Here is a 16,703-nt window from a genome sequence, read left to right on the forward strand (position 1 = left end):
CTCAGTCCAGCTTGGCGCCCGACTGCTTGATCAGGCGGTACCAGATCGGCAGTTCTTGCCGGTACGCGGCGTTGAAGGCCGCGGGGCCGCCGTTGTCCTGCACCTCGAAGCCCATGCCGACGATGCGCTCATGCACTTCGGGCGAGCGGATGGCCTTCTGGATTTCGCTGGCCAGCCGGTCGATGATGGGTTGCGGCGTGGCACCGGGGGCGGCCACGGCCAGCCAGCCGGTGACGCGGTAGGCCTCGTCCTTCAGGCCCTGCTCGACCAGCGTGGGCACCTTGGGCAGCGCGGCCATGCGCTTGTCGCCCGACACGCCGATGGCGCGCAGCTTGCCCGAATCGAGGTGACCCTTGACCTGCAGCGCGCTGGCAAACGCCATCTGGATCTGGCCGGCCAGCAGGTCCTGCACCATCGGCGCCTCGCCCTTGTAGGCGACGTGCACCATGTCGGCGTTCTGCGTCAGGCTCATGTGCGCGCCGGCCAGGTGCGGGTAGGCGCCGGTGCCGTACGAGCCGTACGACACCTTGCCCTTGTGGGCGGCGACGTATTTCATCAATTCAGGGCCCGTCTTGGCCGGCACGCTGGGGTTGACCACCAGCACCAGCGGCGCCATGGCGATGCGGTAGACCATGGCCAGGTCCTTTTGCGCGTCGTAGGGCAGCTTGGTGTAGAGGAACTGGTTGGTCATGAGCGAGTTGGAGAGGCCCAGCATCACCGTGTAGCCATCGGGCGCGGCCTTGGCCACGGCGTCGGTGCCGATGATGCCGGCCGCCCCGGCCTTGTTGTCGATCACCACCGGCTGGCCCATCTGCGCCGACAGCTTCTGGCCCACCAGCCGCGCCAGCACGTCGGTCGCGCCACCGGCCTGGAAGGGCACCACCATCCGGATCGGCTTGTTGGGATAACCGCTTTGCGCGCTGGCTGGTAATGCTATTGAAAAAATAGCTACCGACGTAGACAGGGCCAGCGCCAGGGGCATATTCTTTTGGAAAGTGATGTTCATGGTGGGTACGTTGTGAAAGAAAGGGATGGCTGCGCGCCGCGTCAATCGCGGACCACGCGGGTCTTGACCGGCAGCGGCGCCAGCGCCGCCTGCAGTTGATCGGCCAGCGCGTCGGGCGCGCCCGCCGGCAGGTGCACCGCCACGCCGCCGGCCTCGGTGCTGTCCACGCGCGGCTGCTGGTCGGCCGGCAATGGCTGGCACAGCGCGGCGATCAGCTCGCGCGCCGTGTGGCCGGCGGCCTGCGCGCGCAGCTCGGGCTTGTAGATCTTGCCGACGTTGGTGACGGGCATGTGCTCGATCAGGTACACGTGCCGGGGCTTGGCCGGGCCTTCGTCTACGCGCTCGGCGGTGAAGGCCAGCAGTTCGGCCTCGCTCACCTGCGCGCCGGGGCGCAGTGTGGCAAACACCACGGGCAATTCGCCCGCATAGGCATCGGGCGCGCCCACGGCGGCGGCCAGTTGCACGGCGGGGTGGGCGCCAATGGCGTCCTCGATCGTCTTGGGGTCGATGTTGTGGCCGCTGCGGATGATGAGGTCCTTGGCGCGGCCGCTCAGGTTCAGGCGCTCGTCGCGGTCGATGTAGCCCAGGTCGCCCGTCACCAGCCAGCCGTCGGGCGTGAAGGCCTTGGCGCTGTCGCGCTCGTCGAGGAAGCCCGAGAATACGTTGGGCGACTTGAACAGCACCATGCCCGGCTCGCCCGGCGCCACGTCGCGGTCGCTGGCGCCGCCGTCGGCATCGAGCGCGACGATGCGCATCTGCGTGTGCGGCAGCCGAAAGCCGACGCAGCCCGGCAGCCCGTGCACGCCCAGCGGCGTGATGGTGGAGATGCCGGCCATTTCCGTCATGCCCAGGCTTTCGTGGATGTGCAGGCCGTAATCGCGCTCGAAGCGCGCCGCCAGCTCGGGCGGCAGAATGGCCGCGCCCGTGCGGCAGTAGCGCACGCTGGAAATGTCGGCGCCCGCCAGCGGCACCTGCGCCAGCGCCGCCAGCACCGTGGGCACGGCCGACAGCGTGGTGACGCGGTACTTTTCGACCAGACGCCAGAAGTTCTGCAGCACGGCGCGGTTGCGGTACAGCGCGGTGGTGGGGATGATGGTTTCGACCCCGCACGACAGCGCCGCCAGCGAACCCGGCAGCGTGCCCGCCACGTGGAACAGCGGGTAGCCGTTGATGATCACGTCCTGCGGCCCCATGGCCTGCATTTGCACGCAGGCCCAGGCGGTGAACACCTGCGCGCGGTGGCTGTGGCGCGCCAGCTTGGGCGCACCCGTGGTGCCACCGGTGTGGAAGTAGGCGGCGATGTCTTCCGGGCCGATGTCGCGCCCGCTGACCAGGTGCGTGTCGGGCTGCGCGGCGATGGCGACGGCAAAGTCCAGCACGCCCTCGGGCAGCGCGGGCGGCGGCGCTTCATCCAGCGGCGCCACGCGCAGCACATGCGTCAGCGTGGGCACCTGCGTGCGCAGGTGCAGCGCCTTGCTCCAGATGCCGGATTCGGCGTCGTCGCCCCAGGCGATCAGCACCTTGGCGCCGGCGGCGCTCAGCAGCGAGGCCAGTTTGTCGTCGGTCAGCAACGGGTTGAGCGGCTGCACGATGCCCGCCGCCTCGCCGCCCCACAGCGCCAGGTGGTATTCAAGGCAGCCGGGCAGCATCACGGCCACGGCGTCCTGCGGCCCCACACCCAGCGCATGCAGTGCGTTGGCGGTCTGGTGGATGCCGGCCAGCAGCTGCTGGTACGACCAGCGGATCGGCGCGTCGGCCGGGTCCGCGGTGCGCAGGAAGGTCAGCGCCGGCTGGTCGCCAAAGGCCTGCGCCGAGTTGACGAAGATTTCATAGGTGCTGCGCACCGTCAGCGCCTGCGCCAGCGGCACGGCCTCGATGCGGCGCACGTCGGCCATGCTGCGCACGGGCGCCTGCGCGGCAAAGGGCGCCGCCGCGGCGGGCAGGCCCGCACGGGGGTGGGTGATCATGGAATGCCTCCTTGCAACCATCGTAGCGCTGCCTTCGCGCGCCGTGGCCCTGGCAGCGTCGCCCGGGTTACTCCGCCGCGCGGCCCCAAGCCAAGGCTGCTTTGAAACTGATAGCTAGAAAGCCGCGCCAGTCGTGCGCTATGTCGTATGACATAACACCCTGGCACAGGGGTTGATATGCTGCCCGGGCTTCGATGTTGAAGCGGATTCGGGCCCTGTTTGAGGGGGCGGAATAGCCAATGACCGGTGGTGTTCGTCAGCGCATGATCCGAGGAGCCACCGAGGTCCTGGGCCGGCGTGGGTTGCACGCGACGGCGTTTTCCGAGGTGCTGGCGCTGACCGGCGCTTCGCGCGGCTCGATCTACCACCACTTTCCGGGCGGCAAGGCCGAACTGGTCGAGGCCGCGCTGGACGATTTCAGCGCCCGGCTGGACGATTCACTGCGCGCGCTGCATGGCCGCCCGGCGGCCGCGGTGGTGGACGGCGCGCTGGCGCTGTGGCGCGCCAAGCTGGTGCGCAACGACTGCGAATCGTGCTGCCCGGTGGCGGCGATCACGATCGCGGCCGATTCCATGCGCCTGCAGGAAAGCTGCCGCGAAGCCTTCCACCAGTGGCGCGACACCCTTGCCAACGCGCTGCAGGCGGGCCATTGCCCCGCGCCGCGCGCCCTGCCGTTTGCCACGCTGCTGGTGGCGTCGGTGCAGGGCGCCATCATCCTGGCGCGCGCCGAGGGCGACCCGGCGCCGTTCGATGCAGTGGCCGAGCAGCTGCGCACACAGGCCGCCACGCTGGCCTGACCGGGCGCGCAGGCGCGATCCCGTCGGCGCCGCCCCGCGTCAGGGCAGCTTGCCCTGCACGCCGTCGACCAGCCAGTTCATGCCCACGATCTGCGCGTCGCTCAGGCGCTGGCCGTGCGCCAGTTGCGGGCGGCCGGTGTTGTCGAGCAGCGGCCCGGTGAACGGATGCAGCCGCCCGGCGCCGATGTCGCGCTGGCGGGCCAGCACCTCGTCGCGCACGGCGCGCGGTACCTTGGGGCCGAAATCGCCCACGCGCACCATGCCTTCCTTGACGCCGCCCCACAGGGTGGCGGGCTGCCAGGCGCCGTCCAGCGCGGCCTTGACACGGCCTTTTTCGTAATCGGCCCAGTGGTGCGTCACCGCCAGCAGCTGCGCCTGCGGCGCGACGGCGCGCATGTCGGAGTGGTAGGCAATGGCGAGCTTGCTACGCTCCTCGGCGGCGCTCATCACCGCGGTTGATCCGGTGTGGAAGGCCAGCACATCGGCGCCCTGGTTGATCAGCGTCAGCGCGGCTTCGCGCTCGCGTGCCGGGTCGAACCATTCGTTCAGCCACACCACCTTGACCTGCGCCTTCGGGTCGACGCTGCGCATGCCCAGCGTGAAGGCGTTGATGCCCTGCAACACCTCCGGGATGGGAAAGCCCGCCACGTAGCCGGCCACGTGGCTCTGGCTCATGCGCCCGGCGGCGATGCCGGCCAGGTAGCGGCCCTCGTAGTAGCGCGCGTTGGCGGTGGCCACGTTGGCCGCGCCTTCGGGGCAGGTCAGGCATTCGAACCGGACCTGCGGGAATTCCTGCGCCACCTTCTGCACCGGGCGGGCGTAGCCGAAGCTGGTGGTGAAGATCAGGCGGTGCCCCTGCTGCGCCAGGTCGCGCAGCACGCGCTCGGCGTCGGCGCCTTCGGGCACATCGGCCACGGCGGTGGTGGCCACGCGCGGGCCAAAGGCGGCTTCAACCTCGCGCCGCGCGGTGTCGTGCTGGCGCGTCCAGCCGGCCTGGGTGACGGGCGTGACGTAGACGTAGCCGACTTTCAGCGGCGCCGTGGCGGTCTGGGCAAGGGCGGGGATGAAAAAACAGGCGGCCGCGAACGCGGCTGCGAGGTTTTTGTACATGGTGTTCCTCTACATGGCTCCGGGGTGACGAAAGCGGCGCCCGGGAGCACGGGCGCCGGCGGCGATTTTCTCACGCGCCGTCTGCAGCGGCGGATTTTGATTCAAACAGGCCGCTGGCGCCGTCTGGACAAGCGCATGCAGCTATCGAAAAAGTAGCGTTACCGGTCAGGCGGCGGCAAAGCGACTGAACACGTCCGCCAGCTGCCGGTGCCAGCGCGCCTTGTCCTCGGGCGGGGCAAAGCTGGCGTCGAAGCTGTTGGACGCCAGTTGCCACGCGTGGCGCGCCGTCATGCCGGTGGCGGCAAACACAGCCTGGAAGTTGTCGTTGACGTAGCCGCCAAAGTAGGCCGGGTCGTCCGAATTGACGGTGGCCATCAGGCCGGCGTCCAGCAGGGCCTTCAGGTTGTGGTCGGCCAGGTCGGGGAAGACGCGCAGCTTCTGGTTGGACAGCGGGCACACGGTGAGCGGCACGCGGTCGGCGGCCAGCCGCGCCATCAGCGCCGCGTCGTGCACGGCCTGCACGCCGTGGTCGATGCGCTCGGCGCGCAGCACGTCGAGCGCCTGCCAGATGTAGTCGGGCGGGCCTTCCTCGCCCGCGTGGGCCACCACGTGCAGGCCCAGCTCGCGGCAGCGCGCAAACACGCGGGCAAACTTCTCGGGCGGGTGGCCGACTTCGCTCGAATCGAGGCCGACGCCAATGAAATGGTCGCGAAACGGCAGCGCCTGTTCCAGCGTTTCAAAGGCCTGCTGCTCGCTCAGGTGGCGCAGAAAGCACAGGATCAGCGCGGCGCTGACGCCCTGTTGCGCCGGGGCTTCGCGGCACGCGCGCGACAGGCCATGGACGACGGTGCCCATCGACACGCCGCGTTCGGTGTGCGTCTGCGGATCGAAGAAGATCTCGGCGTGCACTACATTATCTGTAGCTGCCCGCGCAAGATAGGCGCGGGCCATGTCGTAAAAGTCCTGCTCGGTCAGCAGCACGCTGGCGCCGGCGTAGTAAATGTCCAGAAAGCTCTGCAGGTCGCTGAAGGCGTAGGCCTGGCGCAGCGCGTCCACGCTGGCGTAGGGCAGCGCCACGCCGTTGCGCCGCGCCAGCGCAAAGATCATCTCGGGCTCTAGCGAGCCTTCGATGTGCATGTGCAGCTCGGCCTTGGGCATGGCCGCCAGCAGCGCGGGCAGCTGCGGCGGGGCAATGCGGTCGATGGCGTCGGGCGCGGGTGTCATGCGATCACTCCCCAGCGGATGCCGCTGTCCTTCAGAAAGCGGCGATAGGCGGACGACATGCGGTCGGCCGCGGAATGCGCCTCGGCGTCGGGTGCCAGCGGCAGCTTCTTCGGTCGTTGCGATTCGAGTACCGGCTGGTCCTGCCCGAAGATGGTGTTCTGGAAGTCGATCAGCCGCGCGTCGGGCGAATCGAAGTCGTTCATGGCCATGCGCGTCCAGGCCACGCTGCTTTCCTCGGTCACCGGGCAGATGAACATGGCGATGGATTCGCGCAGGCCGTCGATGGCGGTGGTGCCTGGCTCGGGCTGCTTGGTCAGCACAGCCATGTAGGGCGCGGTGACTTCGTAGGTGTAGTCGACCTGCGCTACGCTGGTGGAGTGGACCGACGCGCGCGGCTGCCAGGCCAGGCAACCGGTGGCTTTTACCCCGTGCGGCGTCGCGGCGACCTGGTAGGGCGCGATCTCGGGCCGGTCGCGGCTGCCCAGCCAGCCTTCGTGCACGTAGCCGAAGTGCGCCATGTCGAGGAAGTTTTCGATGATGCGCGGGGCGCTGGCCTGCACGACGTAAGGGCCGCTGGTGGTTTTGCGCAGCCGCGGCTCGGATTCGGCCGCGAACGCCGGCAGGTCGTGGATCGGCCCGGGCGCGCCTTCGGGCGCGGCCAGGCGCACCCACAGCATGCCGTAGGCCTCGCGCGTGTCGAAGGCGTGGGCGCCGTGGCGCGGGCCGGGCTGGAAGCCGGGCACAGCGGGGATGTGCGTGCATCGCCCGCCGCCTTCAAAGCGCCAGCCGTGGTAGGGGCATTCGAGCTGGCCGCCCGCCACGCGGCCCATCGACAGGCGGGCGCCGCGGTGCGGGCATTGGTCTGCCAGGGCGTGCGCCTGGCCGCTGTCGTCGCGCCACAGCACCAGGTCTTCGCCCAGCAGCGTGGCGGCGCGCGGCTGCGTGCCGACGACGTGGCTGAGCGCCACGGGGTGCCAAAGGGTGCGTTCGATCATGGCGTGGTCTTTGTGCAAGTGCCGCGGGGCGGCGCCATCAGGCGGGCAGCGCAGGCGGTGCGGCGTCAGTTGATCGGCGCACGTTACCAAATCCGCAAGGCGCTGGCGGGATGGCTGGGCGCAGGGCGCTTACTGGCTGAGGGTTTCCCAGCGCTCCAGGGCGGTCATGAGTTCTTCCTCGATGGCGCCGTCGCGCGCCTGCAGGGCCACGGCCTGGTCCAGGTCGGTCTTGTACAGCGTGCCGTCGGCCAGCCGGGTGCGAATGTCGGCCTGCTCGGCCTCCAGCGCCTCGATGCGGGCGGGCAGTTCGTCCAGCTCGCGCTGATCCTTGTAGCTGAGCTTTTTCCTGGTGGGCCTGGCCTGGGGCGGTGGTTCGGCAGGCACCTTGTCGGCGACGGGGCGCGCCGGCGCCACCGGCGTGGGCTGCATGGCCTGCCAGCGCGCGCTTTGCGCCAGCCAGTCATGCACGCCGCCGGCGTATTCGCGCCAGCGGCCCGGGCCATCCCACGCCAGCGTGCTGGTGACGACGTTGTCGAGGAAGGCGCGGTCGTGGCTGACCAGGAACACCGTGCCGTCGTAGGTTTGCAGCAGTTCTTCCAGCAGCTCCAGCGTGTCGATGTCGAGGTCGTTGGTCGGCTCGTCGAGCACCAGCACGTTGGCGGGCCGGGCAAACAGGCGGGCCAGCAGCAGGCGGTTGCGCTCGCCACCGCTCAGCGACCGCACGGGCGAGGCAGCGCGCGCCGGGCTGAACAGAAAGTTGCCCAGATAGCTCTTGACGTGCTGTCGCTTGTCGCCGATCTCGATCCATTCGCTGCCGGGGCTGATGAAGTCCTCAAGCGTGGCGTCGGGGTCGAGCGCGGCGCGCATCTGGTCGAAATACGCCACCTGCAGGTTGGCGCCGCGCTTGACGCTGCCGCTGTCGGGCTCCAGCTGGCCCAGAATGAGCTTGAGCAGCGTCGTCTTGCCGGCGCCATTGGGGCCGATCAGGCCGATCTTGTCGCCGCGCAGCACGGTGGTGGTGAGGCCGTCGACGATGCGCTGGCTGCCCAGCGTCAGGGTGACGTTGTCCAGTTCGGCCACCAGCTTGCCCTGGTAGCCCGCCACCCCGGCGTCCAGGTCAAGCTTGACCCGGCCGACGGCATCGCGCCGCGCCGCGCGCGCGGCCCGCAGCGCGTGCAGCCGGTTGATGCGCCCCTGGGCCCGCGTGCGGCGCGCCTCGACGCCCTGGCGCACCCAGGCTTCCTCCTGCGTCAGCAACTTGTCTGCACGCGCCTGAATGGTGGCTTCCTGCTCCAGTTGATCCGCCTTCTGCTGCTGGTACTGGGCGAAGTTGCCGGGATAGGACAGCAGCTTGCCGCGGTCCAGCTCAACAATGCGCGTGGCGACGGCGTCGAGGAAGCTGCGGTCGTGCGTGATGACCACGACGGAGCCGGCAAAGCCGGTGAGCAATCCCTCCAGCCAGTGAATGGCATCCAGGTCGAGGTGGTTGGTCGGCTCGTCCAGCAGCAGCACGTCCGGGCGCGTCACCAGGGCTTGCGCCAGCGCGATGCGCTTTCGCGTGCCGCCGGACAGCGTGCCGACGATGGCATCCGGCGCCAGCCGCAACCTTTGAAGCGTCTCATCGACGCGCTGCCGCCAGGACCAGCCGTCTTCCGCTTCGATGCGCGCCTGCAGGGCATCCAGATCGCCTTCGCCAGACGAATAGCCGTCAATCAGCGCGCGCAATGGCGCCAGCCCTTGCGCCACGGCGTCGAACACGTTCGCATCGCTGGCCAGCTCGGGCTCCTGCCGCACATAAGCCAGGCGCACGCCCTGCTGCACCTGCAACTCGCCATCGTCCGGGCGCTCCAGCCCGGCAAGAATGCGCAACAGTGACGACTTGCCGCTGCCATTGCGCCCGATCAGGCCCACGCGCTCACCAGGCTCCAGCGCAAAGTCGGCGTGGTCAAGCAGAGGCACGTGGCCGAATGCAAGTTGGGCATCAAGTAAGGTCAGCAAGGCCATGGCAGTCCATCCCACGAGGACCGCGCCACACGGCATGGCGGCCCCCGCAAAAAATTTTTGCGCCACTTGCGCAGCGCCCGAAAACAATGCTATAGTCTAGGGCTTCGCTGATCACTGCCAACGCGGCGGTCAACGAAGGTGGTCAAGGGCTCAGCCCGGCGCCGCGGGGTTTGTAGACATCAAGAGGAAGTCCAGCAGGACGCCACGAGATGGAAGCAGCAAAGACCCCACGCCTTGACAGGTTGTTGAAAAACGTGCCATACTTCAAGGCTTTCCAGTAAACAGCTGGAAGGGGTCAACCGAAGCAGCCAAGCAACAGCGCGGCGAATTCGGGAAAACCCTAAAGATTGACAGGTTATTCAAAAACGTGTCATAATTCAAGGCTCAGTTGATCGCAACTGACGCAGCGAAGAAAGCAGATTTCGACGCGGGTTCATTAAAAATATACAGCCGATAAGCGTGGGCGTTTGATGGCGAATTGCCAAAGTCTTTCAGACTATCAAACGCTCATGAGAACAGAAGTGAAGTTCACTTCAATTCCGTTTAAATGAGTAAACTCGAAAGAGTATAAATTTCAAGATCGAACTGTAGAGTTTGATCCTGGCTCAGATTGAACGCTGGCGGAATGCTTTACACATGCAAGTCGAGCGGCAGCGCGGGGCAACCTGGCGGCGAGCGGCGAACGGGTGAGTAATACATCGGAACGTGCCCAGACGTGGGGGATAACTACTCGAAAGAGTGGCTAATACCGCATACGATCTAAGGATGAAAGCGGGGGATCGCAAGACCTCGCGCGTCTGGAGCGGCTGATGGCAGATTAGGTAGTTGGTGGGGTAAAGGCTTACCAAGCCTGCGATCTGTAGCTGGTCTGAGAGGATGATCAGCCACACTGGGACTGAGACACGGCCCAGACTCCTACGGGAGGCAGCAGTGGGGAATTTTGGACAATGGGCGAAAGCCTGATCCAGCCATTCCGCGTGCAGGATGAAGGCCCTCGGGTTGTAAACTGCTTTTGTACAGAACGAAAAAGCTCCGGCTAATACCTGGAGTCCATGACGGTACTGTAAGAATAAGCACCGGCTAACTACGTGCCAGCAGCCGCGGTAATACGTAGGGTGCAAGCGTTAATCGGAATTACTGGGCGTAAAGCGTGCGCAGGCGGTTTTGTAAGACAGAGGTGAAATCCCCGGGCTCAACCTGGGAACTGCCTTTGTGACTGCAAGGCTGGAGTGCGGCAGAGGGGGGATGGAATTCCGCGTGTAGCAGTGAAATGCGTAGATATGCGGAGGAACACCGATGGCGAAGGCAATCCCCTGGGCCTGCACTGACGCTCATGCACGAAAGCGTGGGGAGCAAACAGGATTAGATACCCTGGTAGTCCACGCCCTAAACGATGTCAACTGGTTGTTGGGTCTTAACTGACTCAGTAACGAAGCTAACGCGTGAAGTTGACCGCCTGGGGAGTACGGCCGCAAGGTTGAAACTCAAAGGAATTGACGGGGACCCGCACAAGCGGTGGATGATGTGGTTTAATTCGATGCAACGCGAAAAACCTTACCCACCTTTGACATGGCAGGAAGTTTCCAGAGATGGATTCGTGCTCGAAAGAGAACCTGCACACAGGTGCTGCATGGCTGTCGTCAGCTCGTGTCGTGAGATGTTGGGTTAAGTCCCGCAACGAGCGCAACCCTTGCCATTAGTTGCTACGAAAGGGCACTCTAATGGGACTGCCGGTGACAAACCGGAGGAAGGTGGGGATGACGTCAAGTCCTCATGGCCCTTATAGGTGGGGCTACACACGTCATACAATGGCTGGTACAGAGGGTTGCCAACCCGCGAGGGGGAGCTAATCCCATAAAGCCAGTCGTAGTCCGGATCGCAGTCTGCAACTCGACTGCGTGAAGTCGGAATCGCTAGTAATCGCGGATCAGAATGTCGCGGTGAATACGTTCCCGGGTCTTGTACACACCGCCCGTCACACCATGGGAGCGGGTTCTGCCAGAAGTAGTTAGCCTAACCGCAAGGAGGGCGATTACCACGGCAGGGTTCGTGACTGGGGTGAAGTCGTAACAAGGTAGCCGTATCGGAAGGTGCGGCTGGATCACCTCCTTTCTGGAAAACAGCAATTCAATTCAAACGTCCACACTTATCGGTTGTTGGAAGGTGTCGCCAGCGGTCTGGGCTAACACGGCTCGCATGCGACCGACTTGGGTCTGTAGCTCAGTTGGTTAGAGCACCGTCTTGATAAGGCGGGGGTCGTTGGTTCGAGACCAACCAGACCCACCATCCCCACCATAGAATCAACCGGGGGATTAGCTCAGCTGGGAGAGCACCTGCTTTGCAAGCAGGGGGTCGTCGGTTCGATCCCGTCATCCTCCACCATTCAATGTGTATATCAAAGCGCCTGGTTTGGTGCTTTGATATTGGCATTGCCAATAACGAGTCGCAAGACTCACGGCTGTTCTTTAACAATTCATAGAGTCGAATCAGCGTTGTCGACGGAAAGAGCGTCATGGCTCACCGTGCCGTCGGCAACAATTTTTGATTGCGTCACCATGAATTCAACGCAAGTTGATATTCATAGTAATTAGAGCTCTCGAGCTCAATTACGGCATAACGCGTCAGGTGAAAGACCTGACAGATAGTCCTTGAAATAGCTTGCGTTTCGTGAGAAACGTCAAAGTTATAGGGTCAAGTGACTAAGAGCATGTGGTGGATGCCTTGGCGATGATAGGCGACGAAGGACGTGATAGCCTGCGATAAGCTTCGGGGAGCTGGCAAATTAGCTTTGATCCGGAGATTTCCGAATGGGGAAACCCACCGAAAGGTATCTTCAGCTGAATACATAGGCTGTTGAGGCGAACCGGGCGAACTGAAACATCTCAGTAGCTCGAGGAAAAGACATCAACCGAGATTCCGAAAGTAGTGGCGAGCGAAATCGGAGAAGCCTTCTAGTGATAGCACGACTGTTAGCAAAACGGGTTGGAAAACTCGGCCATAGCAGGTGATAGCCCTGTATGCGAAAACCGACGTGTGGTACTAGGCTAGAGACAAGTAGGGCGGGACACGTGTAATCCTGTCTGAACATGGGGGGGACCATCCTCCAAGGCTAAATACTCATCATCGACCGATAGTGAACTAGTACCGTGAGGGAAAGGCGAAAAGAACCCCGGGAGGGGAGTGAAATAGATCCTGAAACCGCATGCTTACAAAAAGTCGGAGCCCTTCGGGGTGACGGCGTACCTTTTGTATAATGGGTCAGCGACTTACATTCAGTGGCAAGGTTAACCGAATAGGGAAGCCGAAGAGAAATCGAGTCCGAATAGGGCGTCCAGTCGCTGGGTGTAGACCCGAAACCAGGTGATCTATCCATGGCCAGGATGAAGGTGCCGTAACAGGTACTGGAGGTCCGAACCGACTAGTGTTGCAAAACTAGCGGATGAGCTGTGGATAGGGGTGAAAGGCTAAACAAACCTGGAAATAGCTGGTTCTCTCCGAAAACTATTTAGGTAGTGCCTCAAGTATTACCTTCGGGGGTAGAGCACTGTTTTGGCTAGGGGGTCATGGCGACTTACCAAACCAAGGCAAACTCCGAATACCGAAGAGTACAGCTTGGGAGACAGTGCACCGGGTGCTAACGTCCGGACACAAGAGGGAAACAACCCAGACCGCCAGCTAAGGTCCCTAAAATTGGCTAAGTGGGAAACGAAGTGGGAAGGCTAAAACAGTCAGGATGTTGGCTTAGAAGCAGCCATCATTTAAAGAAAGCGTAATAGCTCACTGATCGAGTCGTCCTGCGCGGAAGATGTAACGGGGCTAAGCCAGTTACCGAAGCTGCGGATGCACAGCAATGTGCGTGGTAGGAGAGCGTTCTGTAAGCCTGTGAAGGTGGCTTGTAAAGGCTGCTGGAGGTATCAGAAGTGCGAATGCTGACATGAGTAGCGTTAAAGCGGGTGAAAAGCCCGCTCGCCGTAAGCGCAAGGTTTTCTACGCAACGTTCATCGGCGTAGAGTAAGTCGGCCCCTAAGGCGAGGCAGAGATGCGTAGCTGATGGGAAACAGGTCAATATTCCTGTACCGATGTGTAGTGCGATGTGGGGACGGATCCTAATAGGTCATCCAGTTATTGGATTCTGGTTTAGGCAGATGTAGGCGACAGGCAGGTAAATCCGCTTGTCATATACCGAGGCTGTCGATCGAGCGAGCTTGCTCGCGAAGTGACTGAACGGGGTTCCAGGAAAAGCCACTAAGCTTCAGCTGCACACGACCGTACCGCAAACCGACACTGGTGCGCGAGATGAGTATTCTAAGGCGCTTGAGAGAACTCTGGAGAAGGAACTCGGCAAATTGACACCGTAACTTCGGGAGAAGGTGTGCCCTAGTAGTGTGATGAGAACATCTGAGCATGAACGGGTTGCAATAAATAGGTGGCTGCGACTGTTTATCAAAAACACAGCACTCTGCAAACACGAAAGTGGACGTATAGGGTGTGACGCCTGCCCGGTGCTGGAAGATTAATTGATGGGGTGCAAGCTCTTGATCGAAGTCCCAGTAAACGGCGGCCGTAACTATAACGGTCCTAAGGTAGCGAAATTCCTTGTCGGGTAAGTTCCGACCTGCACGAATGGCGTAACGATGGCCACACTGTCTCCTCCAGAGACTCAGCGAAGTTGAAATGTTTGTGATGATGCAATCTCCCCGCGGAAAGACGGAAAGACCCCATGAACCTTTACTGTAGCTTTGTATTGGACTTTGAACAGATCTGTGTAGGATAGGTGGGAGGCTTTGAAGTGCGGTCGCTAGATCGCATGGAGCCAACGTTGAAATACCACCCTGGTGTGTTTGAGGTTCTAACCTAGGCCCATTATCTGGGTCGGGGACAGTGCATGGTAGGCAGTTTGACTGGGGCGGTCTCCTCCCAAAGTGTAACGGAGGAGTTCGAAGGTACGCTAGTTACGGTCGGACATCGTGACGATAGTGCAATGGCATAAGCGTGCTTAACTGCGAGACTGACAAGTCGAGCAGATGCGAAAGCAGGACATAGTGATCCGGTGGTTCTGTATGGAAGGGCCATCGCTCAACGGATAAAAGGTACTCTGGGGATAACAGGCTGATACCGCCCAAGAGTTCATATCGACGGCGGTGTTTGGCACCTCGATGTCGGCTCATCTCATCCTGGGGCTGTAGCCGGTCCCAAGGGTATGGCTGTTCGCCATTTAAAGAGGTACGTGAGCTGGGTTCAAAACGTCGTGAGACAGTTTGGTCCCTATCTTCCGTGGGCGCTGCAGATTTGAGAAAGCCTGCTCCTAGTACGAGAGGACCGGAGTGGACGCACCTCTGGTGTACCTGTTGTCACGCCCGTGGCATCGCAGGGTAGCTAAGTGCGGAAGAGATAACCGCTGAAAGCATCTAAGCGGGAAACTCGTTTCAAGATTAGATCTGCCGGGGCCTTGAGCCCCCTAAAGAGTCGTTCAAGACCAGGACGTTGATAGGCTGGGTGTGGAAGTGCAGTAATGCATTAAGCTAACCAGTACTAATTGCTCGTGCGGCTTGACCCTATAACTTTGATCGGTGATCAAGGTTGTTATGCCAAGTGACGCATTCAAAATAAGCTGATTTGCTCTATGAATTGGTTGTCCAGCTCAGTCTGGATGACAACAAGTTATGCCTGATGACCATAGCGAGGTGGTACCACTCCTTCCCATCCCGAACAGGACAGTGAAACGCCTTAGCGCCGATGATAGTGCGGATTCCCGTGTGAAAGTAGGACATCGTCAGGCTATTACAGCGAGAAACGCCCAGTCAGAAATGACTGGGCGTTTTCTTTTGTGCGATCGGTTTTTAGTTTGCCGCCCAAGGCCGGCGCTGCATTGCCGCTGCCCACAGTAGCCGTGATGACGTCGTGGCGGCGGCAGCCTTCTACAATGTGCCCATGATTTCCAGAGACCTCACCATTGAGCGCTTGGCCAAGGCCAGCGAGTTGTTGCTGGTGCCATTCGGCTTGACCGAGGCTGACCTGAGCAGCACGCTGGGGCAGATCGCCACGCACCAGGTCGACGATGCCGACCTCTATTTTCAGTACACCCGTTCTGAAGGCTGGAGCCTCGAAGAAGGCATTGTCAAGACGGGCAGCTTTTCGATCGACCAGGGCGTGGGCGTGCGCGCCGTTGCCGGCGAGAAGACCGCATTCGCGTATTCCGATGACATATCGCGTGAGTCCTTGCTCGACGCCGCTCGTACGGTGCGGGCCATCTCCGGCTCGGCGCGCAGTGGTCGCGTCAAGACGCCGCGGCGCCGTGTGGCGCAAAGCCGTGCGCTGTATGGCGCGCTTGATCCGCTCGGGACACTCGACTCCACGGCCAAGGTTCAGTTGCTCGAAAAGATCGAACGGCTTGCCCGTGCGAAAGACCCGCGCGTGGTGCAGGTGATGGCCGGTTTGGCCAATGAATATGACGTCGTTCTCGTCGCGCGACTGGACGGCACCCTGGCTGCCGATGTGCGGCCGCTGGTGCGTCTCTCGGTGACGGTGATCGCCGAGCAAAAGGGGCGACGGGAGATCGGCTCGTTTGGCGGCGGCGGCCGGTTTGGCTTGTCGTATTTTGACGATGCGCTGGTGGCGGACTACGTCGATCAGGCGGTGCAGGCCGCGCTCACCAACCTCGAGTCGCGGCCGGCACCGGCGGGCGAGATGACGGTGGTGCTGGGTCCGGGCTGGCCCGGCGTGCTGTTGCACGAAGCGGTGGGCCACGGGCTGGAGGGCGATTTCAACCGCAAGGGATCGAGCGCGTTCAGTGGCCGCATCGGTCAGCGCGTGGCGGCCGAGGGCGTGACGGTGCTGGACGATGGCACGATGGCGGACCGGCGCGGCAGCCTCAATGTGGACGACGAAGGCCATCCGACACAACGCAACGTGTTGATCGAGGACGGCATTCTCAAAGGCTATATCCAGGACGCCATGAACGCGCGCCTGATGAAGGTCAAGCCGACCGGCAACGGCCGGCGTGAGAGTTACGCCCATATTCCGATGCCGCGCATGACCAACACCTACATGCTGGGGGGCGACAAGGACCCACGCGAAATCGTCGCCAGCATCCAGAAGGGGCTGTATGCGACCAATTTTGGCGGTGGCCAGGTAGACATTACCAGCGGCAAGTTCGTGTTTTCCGCCAGCGAAGCGTTCTGGGTCGAGAACGGAAAAATCCAGTATCCGGTGAAAGGCGCCACCATCGTCGGCAGCGGCCCCGAATCGCTCAAGCGCATCACCATGATCGGCAACGACATGCAGCTGGACTCGGGTGTCGGAACCTGCGGCAAGGAAGGTCAGAGCGTGCCTGTCGGTGTCGGTCAGCCCACCTTGCGTCTGGATGGGTTGACCGTGGGTGGTACGGGCTGACGAATGTTGCTTCGCGCCGACAGTGTCGATGCGCTGTCGTCCGGGCGCTTCGCGCTTTTATTTTGATAGCAAAGTCAATTATGGCGCCCGTCAACCGCCGCCTGTCAGCGGCATGGACGGCGCACTGTGCTACATTCACCCAGTCATGAAAACGCGCGTCGCTTTCGGTTTTTACTTTTGGTTCTCTGTCCTCGGCGGACGAGAGGCG

General features: G+C 62.7%; 8 protein-coding genes, 2 tRNA genes and 3 rRNA genes. 7 read left to right on the top strand and 6 right to left on the bottom strand.

The features are described 5' to 3' along the window. Position 1: 1 nt before the first annotated feature. Together R0D99_RS03835 and R0D99_RS03840 are read right to left on the bottom strand one after the other, a co-directional pair. On the bottom strand, positions 2–1,006 hold the full coding sequence (locus R0D99_RS03835) for a tripartite tricarboxylate transporter substrate binding protein (protein ID WP_317750061.1): 1,005 nt from the start codon (positions 1,004–1,006) through the stop codon (positions 2–4). Positions 1,007–1,047: 41 nt separating this feature from the next. Beyond that, positions 1,048–2,973, bottom strand: coding sequence for an acyl-CoA synthetase (locus R0D99_RS03840; RefSeq protein WP_317750062.1), 1,926 nt, complete (start codon positions 2,971–2,973; stop codon positions 1,048–1,050). Between the two features lie 263 nt (positions 2,974–3,236). Here R0D99_RS03840 and R0D99_RS03845 point away from each other — a divergent pair, with 263 nt between their 5' ends. Continuing rightward, entirely contained in the window at positions 3,237–3,770 is a 534-nt protein-coding gene (locus R0D99_RS03845; protein ID WP_317750063.1) for a TetR/AcrR family transcriptional regulator, read from the top strand. 39 nt (positions 3,771–3,809) lie between these two features. Here R0D99_RS03845 and R0D99_RS03850 read toward each other — a convergent pair whose 3' ends face one another. The 4 genes from R0D99_RS03850 to R0D99_RS03865 all read right to left on the bottom strand — a co-directional run bounded on the left by R0D99_RS03850 (position 3,810) and on the right by R0D99_RS03865 (position 9,103). Then, positions 3,810–4,880 (bottom strand): BMP family ABC transporter substrate-binding protein, encoded by a 1,071-nt coding sequence (locus R0D99_RS03850; protein WP_317750064.1) that lies wholly within the window; start codon positions 4,878–4,880, stop codon positions 3,810–3,812. A gap of 165 nt (positions 4,881–5,045) precedes the next feature. Next, positions 5,046–6,104 carry an adenosine deaminase gene (locus R0D99_RS03855; RefSeq protein WP_317750065.1) on the bottom strand — a complete coding sequence of 353 codons (1,059 nt, stop codon included), beginning with the start codon at positions 6,102–6,104 and terminating at the stop codon, positions 5,046–5,048. Further along, on the bottom strand, positions 6,101–7,099 hold the full coding sequence (locus R0D99_RS03860; RefSeq protein WP_317750066.1) for an aromatic ring-hydroxylating dioxygenase subunit alpha: 999 nt from the start codon (positions 7,097–7,099) through the stop codon (positions 6,101–6,103). Before R0D99_RS03860 ends, R0D99_RS03855 begins: the two co-directional genes overlap by 4 nt. A gap of 129 nt (positions 7,100–7,228) precedes the next feature. Continuing rightward, complete coding sequence (locus R0D99_RS03865; RefSeq protein ID WP_317750067.1) at positions 7,229–9,103, bottom strand: ATP-binding cassette domain-containing protein; 1,875 nt, start codon at positions 9,101–9,103, stop codon at positions 7,229–7,231. Positions 9,104–9,685: 582 nt separating this feature from the next. Here R0D99_RS03865 and R0D99_RS03870 point away from each other — a divergent pair. The 6 genes from R0D99_RS03870 (at position 9,686) to tldD (ending at position 16,495) form a co-directional block, all read left to right on the top strand. Then, positions 9,686–11,215: ribosomal RNA gene (locus tag R0D99_RS03870) — 16S ribosomal RNA — on the top strand. Between the two features lie 97 nt (positions 11,216–11,312). Next, a tRNA-Ile gene (locus tag R0D99_RS03875) sits at positions 11,313–11,389 on the top strand. Positions 11,390–11,409: 20 nt separating this feature from the next. Beyond that, positions 11,410–11,485 (top strand) — tRNA-Ala (locus R0D99_RS03880). 307 nt (positions 11,486–11,792) lie between these two features. Beyond that, positions 11,793–14,660, top strand: a 23S ribosomal RNA gene (locus tag R0D99_RS03885). 109 nt (positions 14,661–14,769) lie between these two features. Then, positions 14,770–14,882: ribosomal RNA gene (gene rrf, locus R0D99_RS03890) — 5S ribosomal RNA — on the top strand. Together the 16S, 23S and 5S rRNA genes with 2 tRNA genes alongside form the textbook arrangement of a ribosomal RNA operon. 152 nt (positions 14,883–15,034) lie before the next feature. Next, the gene (gene tldD / locus R0D99_RS03895; protein WP_317750068.1) at positions 15,035–16,495 is read left to right on the top strand and encodes a metalloprotease TldD; all 1,461 of its coding nucleotides are present in this window, start codon (positions 15,035–15,037) and stop codon (positions 16,493–16,495) included. Positions 16,496–16,703: the final 208 nt, after the last annotated feature.

The sequence above is a fragment of the Ottowia sp. SB7-C50 genome, from assembly GCF_033110285.1.
Classification (GTDB): Bacteria; Pseudomonadota; Gammaproteobacteria; order Burkholderiales; family Burkholderiaceae_C; genus Ottowia.

What these genes read in the sequence shown, in the direction of transcription:
- tldD (WP_317750068.1), top strand. Translation starts at nt 15,035, where the DNA reads ATGATTTCCAGAGACCTCACCATTGAGCGCTTGGCCAAGGCCAGCGAG.
- R0D99_RS03855 (WP_317750065.1), bottom strand. Translation starts at nt 6,104, where the DNA reads ATGACACCCGCGCCCGACGCCATCGACCGCATTGCCCCGCCGCAGCTG.
- R0D99_RS03840 (WP_317750062.1), bottom strand. Translation starts at nt 2,973, where the DNA reads ATGATCACCCACCCCCGTGCGGGCCTGCCCGCCGCGGCGGCGCCCTTT.
- R0D99_RS03835 (WP_317750061.1), bottom strand. Translation starts at nt 1,006, where the DNA reads ATGAACATCACTTTCCAAAAGAATATGCCCCTGGCGCTGGCCCTGTCT.
- R0D99_RS03860 (WP_317750066.1), bottom strand. Translation starts at nt 7,099, where the DNA reads ATGATCGAACGCACCCTTTGGCACCCCGTGGCGCTCAGCCACGTCGTC.
- R0D99_RS03865 (WP_317750067.1), bottom strand. Translation starts at nt 9,103, where the DNA reads ATGGCCTTGCTGACCTTACTTGATGCCCAACTTGCATTCGGCCACGTG.
- R0D99_RS03850 (WP_317750064.1), bottom strand. Translation starts at nt 4,880, where the DNA reads ATGTACAAAAACCTCGCAGCCGCGTTCGCGGCCGCCTGTTTTTTCATC.
- R0D99_RS03845 (WP_317750063.1), top strand. Translation starts at nt 3,237, where the DNA reads ATGATCCGAGGAGCCACCGAGGTCCTGGGCCGGCGTGGGTTGCACGCG.